Annotated in this window: 12 protein-coding genes, 2 pseudogenes and 1 riboswitch; of the genes and pseudogenes, 5 read left to right on the forward strand and 9 right to left on the reverse strand. The window is 74.9% G+C overall.

Annotated features, from left to right (window positions below; all coding sequences use genetic code 11):
• Positions 1 to 37: 37 nt before the first annotated feature.
• The 4 genes from ACFV3E_RS30850 (at position 38) to ACFV3E_RS30865 (ending at position 6635) form a co-directional block, all read left to right on the forward strand.
• A complete protein-coding gene (locus ACFV3E_RS30850) occupies positions 38 to 1138 on the forward strand; it encodes an amidohydrolase family protein (RefSeq protein ID WP_500537653.1) in 1101 nt (366 codons plus the stop codon).
• 167 nt (positions 1139 to 1305) lie between these two features.
• A complete protein-coding gene (locus tag ACFV3E_RS30855) occupies positions 1306 to 2424 on the forward strand; it encodes a Hint domain-containing protein (RefSeq protein WP_500537654.1) in 1119 nt (372 codons plus the stop codon).
• A 212-nt stretch (positions 2425 to 2636) separates the two neighbouring features.
• Complete coding sequence (locus tag ACFV3E_RS30860; protein ID WP_500537655.1) at positions 2637 to 3683, forward strand: SCO1860 family LAETG-anchored protein; 1047 nt, start codon at positions 2637 to 2639, stop codon at positions 3681 to 3683.
• Between the two features lie 204 nt (positions 3684 to 3887).
• Entirely contained in the window at positions 3888 to 6635 is a 2748-nt protein-coding gene (locus ACFV3E_RS30865; protein WP_500537656.1) for an ABC transporter substrate-binding protein, read from the forward strand.
• 150 nt (positions 6636 to 6785) lie between these two features.
• Here the strand turns inward: ACFV3E_RS30865 and ACFV3E_RS30870 are convergent.
• Positions 6786 to 7220 (reverse strand): annotated as a pseudogene (locus tag ACFV3E_RS30870) (ATP-binding protein); the annotation flags it as partial.
• A 306-nt stretch (positions 7221 to 7526) separates the two neighbouring features.
• On the opposite strand from ACFV3E_RS30870, the gene ACFV3E_RS30875 reads away from it, so the two are divergent.
• Complete coding sequence (locus ACFV3E_RS30875; RefSeq protein WP_500537657.1) at positions 7527 to 8429, forward strand: helix-turn-helix transcriptional regulator; 903 nt, start codon at positions 7527 to 7529, stop codon at positions 8427 to 8429.
• Between the two features lie 43 nt (positions 8430 to 8472).
• On the opposite strand, the gene cobC is transcribed toward ACFV3E_RS30875, so the two are convergent.
• The 8 genes and pseudogenes from cobC to ACFV3E_RS30915 form a co-directional block, all read right to left on the reverse strand.
• Positions 8473 to 9840 carry an Rv2231c family histidinol phosphate aminotransferase CobC gene (gene cobC, locus ACFV3E_RS30880; RefSeq protein ID WP_500537691.1) on the reverse strand — a complete coding sequence of 456 codons (1368 nt, stop codon included), beginning with the start codon at positions 9838 to 9840 and terminating at the stop codon, positions 8473 to 8475.
• 143 nt (positions 9841 to 9983) lie between these two features.
• Positions 9984 to 10379, reverse strand: a pseudogene (locus ACFV3E_RS30885) (cobalamin biosynthesis protein); the annotation flags it as partial.
• Entirely contained in the window at positions 10379 to 11734 is a 1356-nt protein-coding gene (locus ACFV3E_RS30890; protein ID WP_500537658.1) for a cobyrinic acid a,c-diamide synthase CobB, read from the reverse strand. The pseudogene ACFV3E_RS30885 and the gene ACFV3E_RS30890, both read right to left, overlap by 1 nt.
• The gene (cobO, locus tag ACFV3E_RS30895) at positions 11728 to 12324 is read right to left on the reverse strand and encodes a cob(I)yrinic acid a,c-diamide adenosyltransferase (protein WP_499511157.1); all 597 of its coding nucleotides are present in this window, start codon (positions 12322 to 12324) and stop codon (positions 11728 to 11730) included. The genes ACFV3E_RS30890 and cobO overlap by 7 nt, the downstream gene beginning before the upstream one ends.
• The gene (locus ACFV3E_RS30900) at positions 12324 to 14363 is read right to left on the reverse strand and encodes a putative cobaltochelatase (protein ID WP_500537659.1); all 2040 of its coding nucleotides are present in this window, start codon (positions 14361 to 14363) and stop codon (positions 12324 to 12326) included. The genes cobO and ACFV3E_RS30900 overlap by 1 nt, the downstream gene beginning before the upstream one ends.
• Positions 14364 to 14436: 73 nt before the next feature.
• Positions 14437 to 15948 carry a cobyric acid synthase gene (locus ACFV3E_RS30905; RefSeq protein ID WP_500537660.1) on the reverse strand — a complete coding sequence of 504 codons (1512 nt, stop codon included), beginning with the start codon at positions 15946 to 15948 and terminating at the stop codon, positions 14437 to 14439.
• Positions 15945 to 16931, reverse strand: coding sequence for a cobalamin biosynthesis protein (locus tag ACFV3E_RS30910; protein ID WP_500537661.1), 987 nt, complete (start codon positions 16929 to 16931; stop codon positions 15945 to 15947). Before ACFV3E_RS30910 ends, ACFV3E_RS30905 begins: the two co-directional genes overlap by 4 nt.
• Before the next feature lie 54 nt (positions 16932 to 16985).
• A riboswitch (cobalamin riboswitch) is annotated at positions 16986 to 17111 on the reverse strand.
• Between the two features lie 166 nt (positions 17112 to 17277).
• Complete coding sequence (locus ACFV3E_RS30915) at positions 17278 to 17517, reverse strand: hypothetical protein (RefSeq protein ID WP_499511153.1); 240 nt, start codon at positions 17515 to 17517, stop codon at positions 17278 to 17280.
• Between the last annotated feature and the right edge of the window lie 12 nt (positions 17518 to 17529).

Genomic DNA, 17529 nt, shown 5'->3' on the forward strand with positions numbered 1-17529 from the left:
CGGCCCGAGGGTATCCGGCGGCTCGTAGAGTGCAGACATGGCTGATCGCGAGGGGACGCACGCACTGCACGTCAAGGGCCGCATCCTGGCCGGGCCGCAGGACGTACGGGACGAGCTCTGGGTGGTCGGCGGGCGCGTCACCTACGAGCGCCCCGCCGGTCTCCGCGACCTCACCACCGTGCAGGGCTGGGTCCTGCCCGGCCTGGTCGACGCCCACTGCCACGTCGGCCTCGACCATCACGGCCCGGTCGACCCGGGCACCTCCGAGAAGCAGGCGCTCACCGACCGCGACACGGGCACCCTGCTGCTCCGCGACGCCGGTTCGCCCTCCGACACGCGCTGGATCGACGACCGCGAGGACCTGCCGCGGATCATCCGCGCCGGCCGGCACATCGCCCGCACCCGCCGCTACATCCGCAACTACGCGTGGGAGATCGAGCCCGAGGACCTGGTCGCCCACGTCCGCCGGGAGGCCCGGAGCGGCGACGGCTGGGTCAAGCTGGTCGGCGACTGGATCGACCGGGACACCGGCGACCTGTCCGCCTGCTGGCCGCGCGGCGCCGTCGAGGCCGCCATCGCCGCCGCCCACGAGGAGGGCGCCCGCGTCACCGCCCACTGCTTCGCCGAGGACTCCCTGCGGGACCTGGTCGAGGCCGGGATCGACTGCGTCGAGCACGCCACCGGGCTCACGCAGGACACCATCCCGCTCTTCGCCGAGCACCAGGTGGCCATCGTCCCCACCCTGGTCAACATCGCGACCTTCCCCGAACTCGCGGACGGCGGCCAGGCCAAGTTCCCGCGCTGGGCCGACCACATGCGCCGGCTCCACGCCCGCCGCTACGACACCGTCCGCGCCGCCCACGACGCCGGGATCCGGATCTTCGCCGGCACCGACGCCGGCGGCTCCCTCGCCCACGGGCTCGTCGCCGGCGAGGTCGCGGAGCTCGTCACCGCCGGCCTGCCCGCCCTCGACGCGCTCTCGGCCGCCACCTGGTCCGCCCGTGAGTGGCTCGGCCGCGACGGCCTCACCGAGGGCGCCTCCGCCGACCTGGTCGTCTACCCGGACGACCCGCGCGCCGACGTCCGCGTCCTGGCCGCGCCCCGGCGCATCGTGCTGCGCGGTCGCGTGGTGGGGTGACCCGGCGGACACGGCGGCGCCACGGTAGCGGAGCGTGCCACCGATGCGCCCGGAATGATCCCGGAGCACCGGTTCGGGTGATCCTGTACGGGAAAAGTCGATCCGTCCTCTTCTGTCGTGCTGCGATCGGTCGTACCGGCCGACACCGCAACGGGACGGGGAGCACGATGACCAGGCAGGGACCGCAGAAGTACCCGGGGGCCTCGCGCAGGTACTGGTACCAGGACGACTACGGCGGCGACGCGATGGAGGTCAACGCCGTCGTGCTGCACACCACCGAGGGCCGCAGCGTGCCGACGTACGGGGGCGGCGGCAGCGCGCCCAACCTGACGGCGAAACCGGACTTCGAGGACGAGAAGCTGGTCTGGTACCAGCACTTCGACATCGACATCTCCTCGCGCGCCCTGGTCAACCGGCCCGGCGGGGTGGAGACCAACACCCTCAACGTGTGCCAGGTGGAGCTGGTGGGCACCTGCGACCCCGAGCGGCACGAGGACTGGGGCGCCGCCAACCGGCACGTCTACTGGCCCAAGGCCCCGCAGTGGGCGCTGCGCGAACTCGCCGAGTTCCTCGCCTGGATGCACACCCACCACGCTGTGCCGCTGAAGGGGCCGAAGCTCTGGCTGCCCTACCCCCGCTCGTACGGGAACGCGGGCGGCCAGCGGATGACCGGACGGGAGTGGAACGCCTTCCGCGGCGTCTGCGGCCACCAGCACGTGCCGGAGAACTGCGTGCACCCGGACACCCCCGTGCTCCGCGCCGACCTGAGCTGGGCCCGGGCGGCCGAACTGGCCGTCGGCGACGAGGTCGCGTGCTTCGACGAGGAGGACGCCCGGGGCGCTGCGGATGCCGCGGGCGGGCAGGGGCGGCGCCGGCTCCGCCGCGGGGTGGTGACCCGCAACGACCCGGCGCGCAAGGACGCGTACCGGGTGACCACGGCGCGGGGCGAGGTCGTCGCGACGGCCGACCATCCGTGGCTGGTGCGGCTGCCGCACGGCGACGCATGGGTGACCAGCCGTGAACTCACCCCGTTCAAGCACCGGATCGTCGCGGTCGCCGACCGGCAGGGCACCCCCGTGGGGGCATGGGAGGGTGCCGCGGTCGCCGACGTCACCGCCGAGGCGGAGGTGCTCGCGGTCGAGCACCTGGGGGAGCAGCCGATCGCCTCGCTGTCGACCTCGACCCGCACCTATGTGGCCCGCGGCCTGCTGTGCCACAACTCCCACGGGGACCCCGGCGCGGTGGACTTCGCCAAGGTGCTCGAATACGCGCGATCGCAGGTGTGACGCGCGGGAACGCATGTGCCGCAGGTTTCGAATACGGAGGCGAAAACCACCCTTTGGAGTGAATCGGGCTCAGGCGGGCGCCGGTTCACTCTCCGTACGTAAATCATTACGGGGTCGAGGTCGCCCGGCGAGCGCGCTGTCCCCTTCAGCGGCGCCGTGGCGACTCCATGACCACTTGGGGGTTTTCCACTTTGTCCAGCTCTCCCTTCAGCATGCCCGCGCGCCGTCCCGCCGCCGCGCTGGGGGCCGCCGTCGCGCTGGCGGCGGGTGCCCTCGCCCTCGGGCCGGCGACCCCGGCCGCCGCGACCGGGGGGACCCACGGCTCCTCCGGCAAGGCCGGCGCGGTCGTCCTGCGGACCGGACTGGAGGTCTCACTGCTCCGCAAGTCCGTGGACGTGCCGCTGAACCTGACGCTCAACGAGGTCCACGCACCGGCGAGCGCCGACGAGACCGCGCTCTCCGCCACCCTCGACGGGGTCGACCGCGGCAGGCCGTTCAGCGTCCTGCGCGCCGACGTCGCCACCGCCAGGGCCACCGCCGACCGCCACAAGGCGGAGGGCTACGCCAACCTCGTCAAGGCGCGCGTCAGCCTGCCCGGACTGCCGTTGCTCGGGCTCATCAAGGCCGACGCGATCTCCGCCCGCGCCACGTGCGTGGCCGGCCGGAAGCCGGTCGCCGACGTCGAGCTGCCCGGCCATGTCGTCGTCCTCGGCAAGCGCGTCAAGGTGTCGGCCGGCGGCACGACCCTGGTGGAGGTGCCCGGCGTGGGCGAGGTCCGCCTCGACCTCGCCAAGAGGACCGTCACCTCGCGCAGCGCCGCCGCCACCGCACTGGAACTGTCGGTGGAGGTCAACCCGCTCAAGCTCGGCGTCGCCGAGGTGAACGGCACCGTCACCCTCGCCGGGGCCACCTGCGAGACGCCCCGCCGCGGCGGGCACGACGGCGGCGGGCACCACGGCGGCGGCAACGGCGACGGGGGCAACGGCGGCGACGGCTCCGGCAGCGGCGAGGAGCCTCAGACCGGCGGCGAGTCCGAGCAGCCCTCGCAGTCCGCGGAGCCCTCGCAGCCGGCCGGGCCGTCGGAGTCCGCGCGTGCCGACCAGTCCCCGCAGGCCGCGCCCGCGGGTGACCTCGCCGAGACCGGCAGCAGCTCCATGACCCCGTACCTCGCGGGCGGTTCCGTGCTGCTGTTCGCCGCCGGATTCCTCGTGATCCGCAAGACCCGCCGCAAGCCGGCGGCCCAGAGCGCCCGGGACTGACGAACCCGGGTCGACCCCGGGGGGGCGGACCAGGGGTGAGGGGGGGACGTGGAGGGCGGCGGAGTGTCCGGAGCCGCCCTCCACGCGCTTTCCCGCGCCGCTCCCCGCTCCGGCCGCTCACTCACGGGCGTCTGAAAAGGGCACTTTCCACTACCCTGTTGGGGAGTGTCCGCGCGCCCGTCGCGGACGGGGCCGGGGGGTCGCATGTTCGGGGGACGGTACGAGTTGCGGGCGCTGCTCGGCTCCGGCGGCATGGCCCGGGTCCATCTCGCGTACGACACCCGGCTCGGCCGGACCGTGGCCGTCAAGACGCTCCTGCCGGAGCTGGCCCGCGACCCCGAGGCGCGCCGCCGCTTCGCCCGCGAGGCACGGGCGGCGGCCGGGCTCAACCACCCCGGCATCGTCACCGTCCACGACCAGGACGAGGTGACGACGGACGACGCGGTCGTGCCGTACCTGGTGATGGAGCACATCGAGGGCCGCACCCTCGCCGAACTCGCGCGCGAACAGGCCCCGATGGAGATCGCGCGGGCCGTCCGCATCACCTGCGAGATCCTGGACGCCCTCGCCCACGCCCACGCCCGCGGACTCGTCCACCGCGACGTGAAGCCCTCCAACGTCCTGATCGCCACCGGGGGCACGGTCAAGGTCGCCGACTTCGGCATCGCCCGGGTCGTCCACTCGCTGTCCCGCATCACCGGCACCGGCTCCGCCATCGGCACCCCCGGCTACATGGCCCCCGAGCAGTGCGCCGGCGAGGCCGTGGACGCCCGCAGCGACCTGTACGCGGTCGCCTGCATGCTCACCGAACTCCTCACCGGCACCGTCCCCTTCGCCGGGGCCACCCCGCTGTCGGTGATGTACGCCCACGTCCACCGGACACCGGCGCCGCCCTCCGCGCGCAACCCGTTGGTGCCGCCCGAACTCGACGCGATCGTGCTGTCCGCCCTGTCGAAGAACCCCGTCCTGCGCCCGCGGAGCGCCGCGGAGATGAGGGACGCCCTCAGCGGCTGGCTGGCCTCGCGGACCCCGCCCACGGGCCCGCCCGCCCTGCCCCCTCCGCCCGCACGGCCGCCCACCCTGCCCCACCCCGCGTACAACCCGCCCTCGTACGGCCCGCCGTCCTACCCCACCCGGCCCGCCTGGGACACCCCGGTCCCGGCGCCCCGGCGGCGCCGCTGGGGCGTGGTGTCCGCGGTCACCGCGGCCGTCGTGGCCGTCCTGGTCACCGTGACGGTCGTCGTCGACCCCTTCGGCGACGACCCGAAGAAGCGGTCCACCTCCACCGCCCAGGACCTGATCGCCGCCCGCAGGCCCACCGGCGGCTACAACGGCGCCCTCACCGGCGCCGTCAACCCGTCCACCGCCAAGGGCGGCACCCTCAGGCTCATCTCCGCCTACACCCCCGACTCCCTCGACCCGGCCCGCACCTACTCGCCGATCGTGTGGAACCTCGGCCGCCTCTACCTGCGCAAACTCGTCGACTTCGCCCCGCAGCCCGGCGCCGCGGGCACCCGGCTCGCCCCCGACCTCGCCACCAGCACCGGCACGATCTCCGACGGCGGCCGCACCTACACGTACACCCTCAAGGAGGGCGTCACCTTCGAGGACGGCACGCCGATCACCTCACGGGACGTCAAGTACGGCATCGAGCGCACCTTCGCCAGGGACCTGTACCCCGGCGGCCCCACCCACCTGCGCGACCTGCTCGACCAGGGGCAGGACTACCCCGGCCCCTACAAGGACACCGACCCCGACGGGCTCGGCCTGAAGAGCGTCGGGACCCCCGACGACCGCACGATCGTCTTCCACCTCGACGCGCCCTTCGCCGACTTCCCCCACGTCCTCGCGCTGCCCATGTCCTCGCCCGTCCCGAAGGCCAAGGACACCAAGGAGAGCTACCAGGACCAGCCGGTCGCCAGCGGCCCCTACCGCATCGCCTCCTACGACGCCGCCAAGGGGCTGCGCCTGGTGCGCAACGACAAGTGGGACCCGGCGACGGACGCGATACGCACCGCCCTGCCCGACGAGGTGGAGCTCACCATCGCCGCGGACGCGGCCGCCGTGGACACCGCCCTGATGAACGGCACCGCCGACCTCGACCTCGCCCAGACCGGCGTCCAGCAGGCCACCCGGACCCGCATCCTCGCCGACGACGCGCTCACGTCCCGCGCGGACCTCGTGCAGACCGGTGCCGTCCGCTACTTCTCCCTGCAGACCGCCGTCGCGCCCCTGGACGACTACCGCTGCCGCTGGGCCGTCCAGTACGCCACCGACCGCAGCCTGCTGCGTGACGCCCTGGGCGGCCAGGACGCGGGCGACGTCGCCGGCGGCATGCTCCCGCCGACCGTCGGCGGCCACGACCGGCACCTCGACACCTACGGCACCGTGACCGGCGGCTCCTACCCCGAACAGGCCCGCCGCTTCCTCGGCGAATGCGGCCACGCCAAGGGGTTCGGCACGGTCGTCGCGGTCTCCGCCGGCGACCAGGCCGCCCGCAAGGCCGCGCAGTCGCTGGCCGGCCAGCTCGCCGAGGTGGGCATCACGGCGACCGTACAGACCCCCGACGCCGCCGACTTCTACGCCGCCCTCACCGACCAGCAGCAGATCAAGGACAAGGGCTGGGGCATCGTCATGACCACCTGGCAGTCCGACTGGCCCTCCCCGGCCGGATTCCTGCGCCCGCTGCTGCTGCCCGACAGCCCCAGCAACTACGCGGGGCTGGACGACCGGGAGATCAACTCCCTGATGGACGAGGCCGACTCCGAGACCAACCGCAACGCCGCCGACAACCTCTGGCGCACCGTCGACTCCACCGCCCAGGACCGCGGCACGCTCCTGCCCTTCCTCTACGACCGCCGCCTCAACTACCGGTCCGACCGCCTGACCAACGCCTACGTCCACCCGGCCCTGGGCGGCCTCGACGTCCAGGCCCTCGGGGTCAAGGGCTGACCGGGCGGCGCCGGGTCCGGGCAAGAGGGCGTGCGGCGGGGGACGCCGCGGCTGCGGATGCGAGGGCGCGCGGGACAGGTCCTGATCGACCCAGACGAGCTTGCCGCCGGTCGCGGACCGGAAGCCCCACCTGTGGCACAGCTGAGCGATCATGAAGAGGCCCCGGCCGTTCTCGTCGACGCCGCGAGCGTGGCGCAGGCGCGGGTGGCCACTGCCGCTGTCGAAGACTTCGCAGGTCAGGACTTGGTGCTTGATGAGCCTGAGACGGAGGGGGCCGACGCCGTGGCGGACGGCGTTGGTGACCAGCTCACTGACGATCAGTTCCGTGGTGGGCACGAGGTGGTCCAGCCCCCATTCGCCGAGCTGCCGGGCGGCCATGTGCCGGGCGGTACGGACGACGGTCGGATCGGCGGGGAAGTCCCACGAGGCGATCCGGGCCGCATCGGGTGTGCGGGTCCGGACGAGGAACACGGTGGTCGCGGCGGCGTCGATGCCGGGCCCGCTGTCGACCATCGCCATTGCGGCATCTGATATCTTCCGGGGCTTCTGGGGCTCGATGAGTTCGGCCTGTTCAGTGGTCGTCATCGCGGTTCATCCCTTCAGGCGTGCGGGGCGGGGAAAGCCGATCCTCGTGCAATTCCAGCGAACCAGCCGGAGAGGTGCCTGAGGGCGGCCAAGCAGGCCCTCCTCGGCCGTGGCCTGCTGGTCCGGGTACTGGCAGACCCCCTGTCCCATTGCCGAGTGATCACCGAGGCGGGGGCCTTTTCGGGAAACGCCCTCGACGGCTCTTCGAAGGCTCTTTTTCGAAACAATGCATGGGAGTGAGCGGGAATTGGCATGGTGGAAACCGCGATTTTGCCGCGGTGGCGCGCAGAGCGTTAGCCTTGGCATATGGCCAAAGCAGCGTCCGGTTCGGGTGACAACAAGGAACTGAGCGATTTTCTGCGTTCGCGGCGCGCCCGGGTGGCTCCCGAGCAGGCCGGGGTCACGCCGGGGGCGAGTCGCCGTGTTCCGGGACTGCGTCGCGAGGAGGTCGCGTTCTCGGCCGGATTGAGCGTGGACTACTACATCCGTCTGGAACGCGGACGGGTGGCCAACGCCTCGGAGGCGGTGCTGGAGGCCGTGGCCCGGGCTCTGCGGCTGGACGACGCCGAGCGTGCGCACCTGTTCAACCTGGCCAGGCCGCAGTCCGTGGTCAGGGCCAGCCAGCCGGAGGTTCCGCGGCGAGTGCGGCCGGGTGCGTACGCCCTGCTCGAGGTTCTCGCGGACAGCCCCGCCATGATCCTGGACGGCCGTATGGACGTCCTCGCCGTCAACCGGATGGCGCGGGCGCTATTCGTCGATTTCGAAGCCATGCCGGTCCGTGAACGTAATTTGGCGCGGTATGTATTTCTCGATCCTGCGGCACGTGAACTGTTCGTCGACTGGGACATGGCCGCCCGCATGGTGGTGACGGGGTTGCACCTGTACGCGGGTCAGAATCCGGACGACACGCGTCTGACCGAGCTGATCGGCCACCTGTCGGCCGCGGACGCCGATTTCAGCCGGTGGTGGGCGGCACATGATGTGGAGGTGTTCTCCCACGGCACCCGGCGCTGTTGGCACCCCTTGCTCGGGGAATTCGTCCTCGACTACGAGACCCTCGTGTTCCCCGGCGACCCGGACCAGTGGTTGTACGTGTGCACGGCTCCACCCGGCTCACCGTCCGCGGAGGCGTTGCGGTCCCTGGCCGGCCGGATCCGTGAATCGGACACCGAGCCGGAGCGGAGGTCGCCTCCGGCCACCGCGCCCTGACGGAGGCCGGCTCCGAGGGGAACGGGCCGGCCCGCCAGGGGCGTCAGCCGTCGAGCGCCTTCGACAGGGCGGCCGCGAAGCGGTCGGTCGTCGCGGGGTCGCGGACGGCGAGGCGGAGCCAGTCGGGGGACAGGCCGGGGAAGGTGTCGGCGCGGCGGACGGCGAAGTCGAGGTCGCGCAGGCGCTCGCGGACGGAGACCGCCCCGGGGAGGCGCAGCAGGACGAAGGGACCGTGCGCCGGACCGGCGACCTCGACGTCGTCGAACTCGGCGAGCCGGCGCAGCAGGTGGGCCCGGTCGGCGGCGATCCGGCGGGCCGCCTCTTCGGCCTCCGCGAGGGCCGCGGGGGCGCTGCACGCCTCGGCGGCGGTGAGGCCGGGCGCGGAGACCGCCCACAGGGGCTGGGCGCGGCGGAGCGCCGCCATGCGCTCGCGGTCGCCGAGGACGTAGCCGACCCGCAGCCCCGCGAGGCCCCAGGTCTTGGTGAGGCTGCGCAGCACCACCAGGCCGGGCAGGTCGCGGCGGGCGGCGAGGCTCTCGGGCTCACCGGGCACCGCGTCCATGAACGCCTCGTCCACGACGAGGGTGCGGCCGGGGCGGGCCAGGCGGGCGAGGCCCGCCGCGGGGTGCAGCACGGAGGTGGGGTTGGTCGGGTTGCCGACGACGACCAGGTCGGCGGCGTCCGGCACCGCGCGCGGGTCGAGGCGGAAGCCGTCCTCCGCGCGCAGCACCACGCGGTGCACGAGGTGCCCGGCATCCCTCAGCGCCGCCTCCGGCTCCGTGAACTGCGGGTGCACGACCACCGCGTGGCGGGCCCGGGTGGTGCGGGCCAGCAGGACGAACGCCTCCGCGGCACCCGCCGTGAGCAGCACCTCCTCCACGGGTCGGCCGTGGCGGGCCGCGACCGCCCGGTGCGCGGCGCGGTCGTCGGGGTAGCCGGCCAGCCCGTCGAGGGTGGCGGCGAGGCGTTCCTTGAGCCACCGGGGCGGTGTTCCCGCGCGCACGTTCACGGCCAGGTCCGTCAGGTCCCCGCCGCCGTCGCGGACCTCGGCGTCGCCGTGGTGCCGCAGGTCGTGGTCGCCCTCGCCGGGCTCCTGCCGCAGGGCCCCGGCGTCGCCGGGCGGCGCGTGCCGTACGTCGGCCTCGGGACGCGCCTCGGCCCAGCCCTCCGCCTGCTGCCCGACCCGCTCCTCCAGGGCCGCGTCCGCCGGGAAGCAGGTCAGCACGACGATCCGCCGGGCTCCGAGCCGTGCGCAGCGTTCCAGGCCCGCGGGCACGTCCGGCGCCGCCGTCGTCAGGAAGGCGGTCTCCACGCCCGCGTAGCCCCGGCCCTCCCACAGCAGCCGTGCGGTACGGGCCACTTCGGCGTTGTCGGCGGCCTCGGGGGAGCCGGCGCCGACCAGCAGCACCATGGTCGCCGCCAGATCCAGTGGCGTACGGCGGCCGCCGCCCAGCGCGGCGTCGACGCGCCGCTCCAGCACGTCCTCGGGCGGGGGGTTGATCACGGTGCCTTCTCCTCCGTCGTGCCGTGCGTGCCGCGCCTGCCGTCCGCGCCGCGATCGGGCGTACGGTGCCGCGCCAGGGCCGCGGTCGCCCTCGCCGCACCGTTCCCGGGGGCGGACTTCCTCTTCGGTACCAGCAGTTCGCCGCCGGGCGCCGCGGCGAGCGCGGCCGCCTCCGCGACGGAGGGTGTGCCGACCGCGGCCAGCGGGGCGCCCGAGGGGCTCGGCACGTCGACCGCGGCCAGCGTACGCGCGTCGTACGTCACCAGGGGGACGCCCAGCCGCGCCGCCGCCGCGACGAGACCCGGCTCACCGGCCTTGCCGTCCACGGTCGCCAGCGCCGTGACGGACGGCTCCGGCACCCCGGCCTCGGCGAGCACGGACCGTACGAGCGCGAGCACGTCGGCCGCTGCCACACCACGGCTCGCCCCGACGCCGACGACCACGCTCACGCGGCCGCGCCACCCGTGCAGGAGGCGACGAACCGCCGTGCCAGGGTCGGTTCGGCGGCCCAGTGGACGTGCAGGTACGAGGCGTGGACGCCGCCCCGCACGAAGCCCTCCACGCGCCGCTCCGGCCGGATCAGTCCCCAGGCGGGGGTGGCCCCGGCGGCGGGTTCCACGACGGTGCGGTGGAACTCGTGGCCGCGCACCCGCGTCCCGGCGGCCGCCAGCGCGTTGTCGGCGATCGCGACCGCCTCGCGATAGCCCAGCGTGAGCCGGTCCGACATGCGGGCCGTGGTGTCCAGGACCCCGCACATGGGACGTCCGTCCAGTTCCCGCCCCAGGTAGAGCAGGCCCGCGCACTCCGCCGTCACGGGCCCGGCGAAGGCGGCGACGGCCTTGCGCAGCGGCTCGTTGGCGGACAGTTCGGGGGCGTACATCTCCGGGAAGCCGCCGCCTATGACCAGCCCCGCGGCGCCGGGCGGCAGGTGCACGTCGCGCAGCGGGTCGAAGGTGACGACCTCCGCCCCCGCCGCGGCGAGCAGTTCGAGGTGCTCGGCGTACGAGAAGGTGAACGCCGCCCCGCCCGCCACCGCGACCACCGGCCGTGCGCCCGGCGCCGCCGGACCGGCCGCCGCCTCCTGCGGGTCCCAGGGCTCGTCCGCGAGCGGGGGAGCACTGCGCGCCAGCGCCAGCAGCGCGTCCATGTCGCAGCCCTCCCGCACCCGGGCGGCCAGGGCCCGCACGGCGTCGACGGCGTCCGCGCGCCGCTCCGCGACCGGGACCAGACCCAGGTGCCGGGAGGGCGTGCCGACCGCCGTGTCGCGCCGCAGCGCGCCCAGCACGGGCACGCCGGCGCCGTCGAGGGCGTCGCGCAGCAGCTCCTCGTGCCGGTCGGAGCCGACCTTGTTGAGGATGACGCCGGCGACCCGCACCTCCGGGTCCCACGAGGCGAACCCGTGCACCAGCGCCGCCACCGAACGGGACTGCGACGAGGCGTCCACCACCAGCACCACCGGTGCCCGCAGCAGCTTCGCCACGTGAGCGGTGGAGGCCAGCTCGCCCATCCCGGAGGCGCCGTCGAAGAGCCCCATCACGCCCTCCACGACGGCCAGGTCGGCGCCCCGCGCGCCGTGCAGGAACAGCGGTGCGATCCGCTCCGGGCCGCACATGTACGCGTCCAGGTTGCGGCCCGGGCGGCCGGTGGCCAGCGCGTGGTAGCCGGGGTCGATGTAGTCGGGGCCCACCTTGTGCGGGGAGACCGCGAGCCCGGCCTCCGCGAAGGCGGCCATCAGGCCCGTGGCGACGGTGGTCTTGCCGCTCCCCGAGGCCGGGGCCGCGACGACGATCCTGGCTACCACTCGATGCCCTTCTGGCCCTTCTGGCCGGCGTCCATCGGGTGCTTCACCTTGCCCATCTCGGTGACCAGGTCCGCGAAGTCCAGCAGCGGCTGCGGGGCGTTGCGCCCGGTGATGACGACGTGCTGGGTGCCGGGCCGGTCCCGGAGCACGGAGACCACCTCGTCGGTGTCGATCCACCCCCAGTGCAGCGGGTAGGCGAACTCGTCCAGCACGTACAGCCGGTAGGTCTCGGCGGCCAGGTCGCGCTTGACCTGCTCCCAGCCCTCGCGCGCGGCGTCCTCGCTCTCGGAGATGTCCCGCTGGACCCAGGACCAGCCCTCGCCCATCTTGTGCCAGGCGACGGTGCCGCCCTCGCCGGAGGCGCCGAGCACGCGCAGCGCCCGCTCCTCGCCGACCTTCCACTTCGCGGACTTGACGAACTGGAACACCCCGACCGGCCAGCCCTGGTTCCAGGCCCGCAGCGCCAGGCCGAAGGCGGCGGTCGACTTCCCCTTGCCGGTGCCGGTGTGCACCATCACCAGCGGACGGTTGCGGCGCTGGCGCGTGGTCAGACCGTCCTGCGGCACCACGCTCGGCTGTCCCTGCGGCATTACGCGGCCCTCCGTGCATCCCGTACCAGTGCCGCGACGCTGTCCGCGCGCAGCTCGTCCAACGTCACGGCGGTGCCGTGCAGTTCGCGGGCCAGCTCACCCGCGAGCCCCAGGCGCACCGGCCCGGACTCGCAGTCGACGACCACCGACGCGGTGCCCTCGGCCGCCAGCAGCCGTGCGGCCCGCGCGGCCGTGCGCACCGGCTCGTGGCCCCCGGTCGCCCGGCCGTCGGTGACCACGACCAGCAGCGGGCGGCGCGAGGGGTCCCGCAGCCGCTCCACGCGCAGCACGTCCTGCGCCTTCAGCAGCCCGGCGGCCAGCGGGGTGCGGCCGCCGGTGGGCAGCTTCTCCAGGCGTGCCGCGCCCGCCTCGACCGACGAGGTCGGCGGCAGCGCCAGCTCCGCCGTCGCGCCGCGGAAGGTGACCAGGCCGACCTTGTCGCGCCGCTGGTAGGCGTCGAGCAGCAGCGACAGCACCGCGCCCTTGACCGCGCTCATGCGCTGCCGGGCGGCCATCGAGCCCGAGGCGTCGACGACGAAGAGCACCAGGTTGCCCTCGCGGCCCTCCCGCACCGCCTCGCGCAGGTCGTCCCGGCGGATCACCAGGCCCGGGCCGCCGCGCCCGCGCGCCCGCTGGTGCGGGGCGGCGGCGAGCACGGTGGCGGCCAGGTGCAGCTTGGACAGGGTGCCGCGGGGCCGCCGGGCGCCCGTCGTCCTGCCGTGCGCCGTACGGGCCCGTGAGCGGCGGCCCGCGGCGCCCTCGCCGAGGCCGGGAACGGTCAGGGCGCGGGCCTTGAACGGCTCGGCCGCGGGCACCGCGGCCCGTTCCCCGGCGCCGCCCTGCGGCGCCTGCGCGGGCTCGGGCCCGGGCTCGGGCTGCGGACCGGAGTCCGCCGGCTCCCGGGGCGGGGCGATGTCAGGGGTGGCGTCGGGGGCGCCGTCGTCACCCTGCGGCGGGCGGCCGCCGCCGTCGGGTCCGCCCCCGTCGGGGCCGGGACCGGGGTCCGGGTCCGGGTCGTCGTCCTCGGCGCGGTTGCGCTCCAGGGTCTCGTCGAGCTTGTCCTCGTCCAGGCCCGGCGCGTCGAAGGGGTTCCGGCGGCGCCGGTGCGGCAGCGCCAGCAGCGCGGCCTGCCGTACGTCGGCGTCGGTCACGTCGGTGCGTCCGGCCCAGGCGGCCAGTGCGGTCGCCGTGCGCGCCATGACGATGTCCGCGCGCATCCCGTCCACCTCGAAGGCCGCGCAGGTGGCCGCGATCTGGCGGAGCGCGCCGTCGCCGAGCGACACCGCGGGCAACAGCGCCCGCGCCGCCGCGATCCGCTCGCGCAGTTCCCGCTCCTCGGCCTGCCAGGCGGCGGCGAAGCCCGGCGGGTCCGCGTCGTAGGCGAGGCGCCGCCGGACGACCTGCACCCGCTCGTCGGTCTCCCGGGACGCCGCGACCTCCACCGTGAGACCGAAGCGGTCCAGCAACTGCGGCCGCAGCTCGCCCTCTTCGGGGTTCATCGTGCCGACGAGGAGGAAGCGCGCGGCGTGGCGCACGGAGACGCCCTCCCGCTCGACGTAGGAGGCACCCATGGCGGCCGCGTCCAGCAGCAGGTCCACCAGGTGGTCGTGGAGGAGGTTGACCTCGTCCACGTACAGCACGCCGCGGTGCGCGTCGGCGAGCAGCCCCGGCTCGAAGGCCTTCACGCCGTCCACCAGGGCCCGTTCGATGTCCAGGGCGCCGACGAGGCGGTCCTCGGACGCGCCGACCGGCAGCTCCACCATGCGCGCCGCCCGGCTCTCCGCGCCGGCGTCCGGGCCGTGCGGCCCGTCCGGGCAGGCCGGGTCGGGCGCCGCCGGGTCGCAGCCGAAGCGGCAGCCGGGCACGACGTCCACGGGCGGCAGCAGTGCCGACAGCGCCCGTACGGCGGTCGACTTGGCGGTGCCCTTCTCGCCGCGCACCAGCACACCGCCCACCGCCGGGCTGACCGCGTTCAGCAGCAACGCCAAGCGCAGGTCCGCCATCCCTACGATCGCGGTGAAGGGGTAAGGGGTGCTCACGCGGCCTCCTGGGTCGAACGGTCGTTGCGGCGGTGCTCACGGACGGCCCCGCTCCGGGGCCGCGACGGGGTGTTCACGGCGCTCCCGGGGGGACGAAGGGCAGCCCCGCGGGGGGGCCCTGTTCGATGAGGCGGAGCAGCGCGCCGGTGTCGGCGTGCTCCTCGATCAGGTCGCCCAGCCGGTCCAGCTGCTCCTCGCGGAGCGCGCCGAAGGCGGTGCCGGGGGCGGGCACGAAACGCCGTCCCGCGGCCTGGGCGACGCGGCGCAGGAAGGCGCGGCGGAAGCCGTCGCTCTCCAGCGAGCCGTGCCAGTGGGTGCCCCAGACCGCGCCGGTGCGGCAGCCGTCCAGGAAGGGCTCGTCGCCGCCGCGGACGTCGGCGACCCCGTGGTGGATCTCGTACCCCTCGACCGGTTCGCCGTACGCCATCCCGGAGGGCCGGGCCAGGGTCTTCGCCACGGCGAAGCGGACCCGCACCGGCAGCAGGCCGAGCCCGGCGACCGTGCCCGCGCGGGACTCGACGTCGTCCTCGATCGTCTCGGCGAGCATCTGGAAGCCGCCGCAGATCCCCAGCACCGGGCGCCCCTGCGCGGCCCGGCGGGTGACGGCATCGGCCAGGCCCCGCTGCCGCAGCCACTCCAGGGCCTTGACCGTGCCGCGGGTGCCGGGCAGCACGACGAGGTCGGCGTCGGCCAGTTCCTCGGGCCGGTCGACGAAGCGGACGACGACGCCGGGCTCGGCGGCGAGCGCGTCCACGTCGGTGAAGTTCGACATCAGAGGGACCGCCGCGACGGCGACCCGCAGGACGTCCTCACCGTGCGGCGCCGCCGTGTCCGACTCCCTGACGGTGCCGCGCAGCGACATCCGCAGGCCGTCCTCCTCGTCGATGCCGAGGCCGTGCCGGTACGGCAGCACCCCGTAGAAGCGGCGTCCGGTCAGCCCGCGCAGCATCTCGAGACCCGGCTCCAGCAAGGACACGTCGCCGCGGAACTTGTTGACCAGGTAGCCGCAGACCAGCTCCTGGTCCTCGGGGGCCAGCAGTGCCGTCGTCCCGAAGAACGAGGCGAAGACCCCGCCCCGGTCGATGTCGCCGACCACGACCACCGGGAGCCGGGCGGCCCGCGCCAGCCCCATGTTGACGATGTCGCCCCGCCGCAGGTTGATCTCGGCGGGGCTGCCGGCGCCCTCGCAGATCACCGCGTCGTACCGGCCGCGCAGCTCCTCCAGGCAGCCGGTGACGGTCTCCAGCAGCTGCGCGCGGCTCCCGTTGTGGTAGCCGCGCGCGCTCATCTCGCCCACCGGGCGCCCCATCAGGACGACCTGGCTCGTCCGGTCCCCGCCGGGCTTGAGCAGCACCGGGTTCATCAGGGCCGAGGGCTCCACGCGCGCCGCCTGGGCCTGCATCGCCTGGGCGCGGCCGATCTCGGCGCCCTCGCGCGTCACGTACGAGTTCAGCGACATGTTCTGCGCCTTGAACGGCGCCACGGACACACCCTGCCGCGCCAGCCACCGGCAGATCCCCGCCGTGACGACGCTCTTGCCGGCGTCCGACGTGGTCCCGGCGACCAGCAGGCCCCCGCCCCTCATGCGTTCCTCCTCCGGGCGACCGCGCCCCACGCCAGGCGCCCGCCCACCGCGACCGCCAGCGCCAGCGCGCCGACCCGCCGCGACAACCGCGCCGCCCGTTCGATGTCCCGTACCTCCACCGGCCGGTTCCCCGCCCCCAGGACGGGCCGGTGCTCGACCCGCCCGCCATAGGCAAGCGTCCCCCCGAGGCGCACGCCCAACGCCCCCGCGAACGAGGCCTCCACCGGCCCCGCGTTCGGGCTGGGATGCCGGGAGCCGTCCCTGCGCCAGGCCCGCCAGGCCCCCCGGGGGTCGGGCCCGGCCAGCACCGCGAGCGCGGCGGTCAGCCGGGCGCCGGGATAGCCGGCCACGTCGTCCAGCCGGGCCGCCGCCCAGCCGAACCGCCGGTGCCGCGGCGACTTGTGACCCACCATCGCGTCGAGGGTGTTGACCGCCCGGAAGCCCACCAGCCCGGGCACGCCACCCAGCGCGCCCCACACCAGGGCGCCCACGACGGCGTCCGAGGTGTTCTCCGCGACGGACTCCACGACGGCCCGGGCCAACTGGGCCTCGTCCAGCGCCTGCGGGTCGCGGCCGCACAGATGGGGCAGCCGACCGCGCGCCGCCTCGGTGTCCCCGGCGGACAGGGCGGCGCCGATGGCGCGCGCCTCCCGTACCAGGGAGGTCCCGCCGAGCACGGCCCAGGTCGCCGCCGCCGTCAGGGCGACGGAGGCGGGGCCGGAACGGCGTGCCGCACGCTGGAGCCCGGCCGCGGCCGCCACCGCGCCGCCCGCGCACAGCGCCGTGTGGAGGGCGCCCCGGCCGCGGTGGTCGCGCCACAGCGCACGCTCCAGGCCGGCGGCGGCGCTGCCGAAGACCGCCACGGGGTGACCGCGGCGCGGGTCGGCGAGGGCGAGGTCGGCGAGCCAGCCGAGGGCGGCACCGGTGGCGAACGCGCACGGCGCCGCGGCGCCGGTGTCGGGTGAACGGCCGGGGCCGCGCATCACAGGAGTCCTCACTCAGGGTCCGCGCCCTGGTTCGACGTGACCGGCGACGAGAGTCTCCTGGCTCCCGGATCGGCGGCACCCCCGGCCTTCCAGCCCCTCACGGGGCCGTGGCCATGGGCGGGGGTCCGCTCCCCGGTGACAGTGGCGGGACCGCGCCGGATTCGCACCGGACTTCCTCTCCTGCCGCCGTTTGGCGGTTCCGATACCACCACGCGCCGCTCCGGCGCGTCAACTCACCGCTACGGCCTGTGGAAAAGAAGAAACCCCAGCTCACGGCAGGAAAGCCGGGAGCTGAGGTCAACTTCACACCGGGCCGCGCGCACGCGGCCCGCTGACCCGCGGGTCAGGCGACGATCAGGAAGATCCCGTACGCGACGGCTGCCGCGCACAGCGCGAAGCACAGGTACGCGCCGCTGCGGGCCAGCGCGGTCGAGCCTGCGGCGGAGCCGCCGCCCGCCTCGCCGGTGGCCGCGCCCTGCTTGGACAGGCCCACGATGCCGAGGGTGAACAGGCCGACGAGTCCGATGGTCACGGCGAGGCTGACGCCGAAGACGGAGCCGAGGGCAGCCCAGTCGATGTGCATGATGCTGATTCC

It is taken from the genome of Streptomyces sp. NPDC059718, from assembly GCF_042733315.1.
GTDB lineage: Bacteria > Actinomycetota > Actinomycetes > Streptomycetales > Streptomycetaceae > Actinacidiphila.

Coding starts and splice junctions, on each gene's coding strand:
- ACFV3E_RS30860 (WP_500537655.1), top strand. CDS start 2,637: ATGCCCGCGCGCCGTCCCGCCGCCGCGCTGGGGGCCGCCGTCGCGCTG.
- ACFV3E_RS30915 (WP_499511153.1), bottom strand. CDS start 17,517: ATGCACATCGACTGGGCTGCCCTCGGCTCCGTCTTCGGCGTCAGCCTC.
- ACFV3E_RS30910 (WP_500537661.1), bottom strand. CDS start 16,931: ATGCGCGGCCCCGGCCGTTCACCCGACACCGGCGCCGCGGCGCCGTGC.
- cobO (WP_499511157.1), bottom strand. CDS start 12,324: ATGCCGCAGGGACAGCCGAGCGTGGTGCCGCAGGACGGTCTGACCACG.
- ACFV3E_RS30875 (WP_500537657.1), top strand. CDS start 7,527: ATGGCCAAAGCAGCGTCCGGTTCGGGTGACAACAAGGAACTGAGCGAT.
- ACFV3E_RS30855 (WP_500537654.1), top strand. CDS start 1,306: ATGACCAGGCAGGGACCGCAGAAGTACCCGGGGGCCTCGCGCAGGTAC.
- ACFV3E_RS30905 (WP_500537660.1), bottom strand. CDS start 15,948: ATGAGGGGCGGGGGCCTGCTGGTCGCCGGGACCACGTCGGACGCCGGC.
- cobC (WP_500537691.1), bottom strand. CDS start 9,840: ATGGTGCTGCTGGTCGGCGCCGGCTCCCCCGAGGCCGCCGACAACGCC.
- ACFV3E_RS30865 (WP_500537656.1), top strand. CDS start 3,888: ATGTTCGGGGGACGGTACGAGTTGCGGGCGCTGCTCGGCTCCGGCGGC.
- ACFV3E_RS30850 (WP_500537653.1), top strand. CDS start 38: ATGGCTGATCGCGAGGGGACGCACGCACTGCACGTCAAGGGCCGCATC.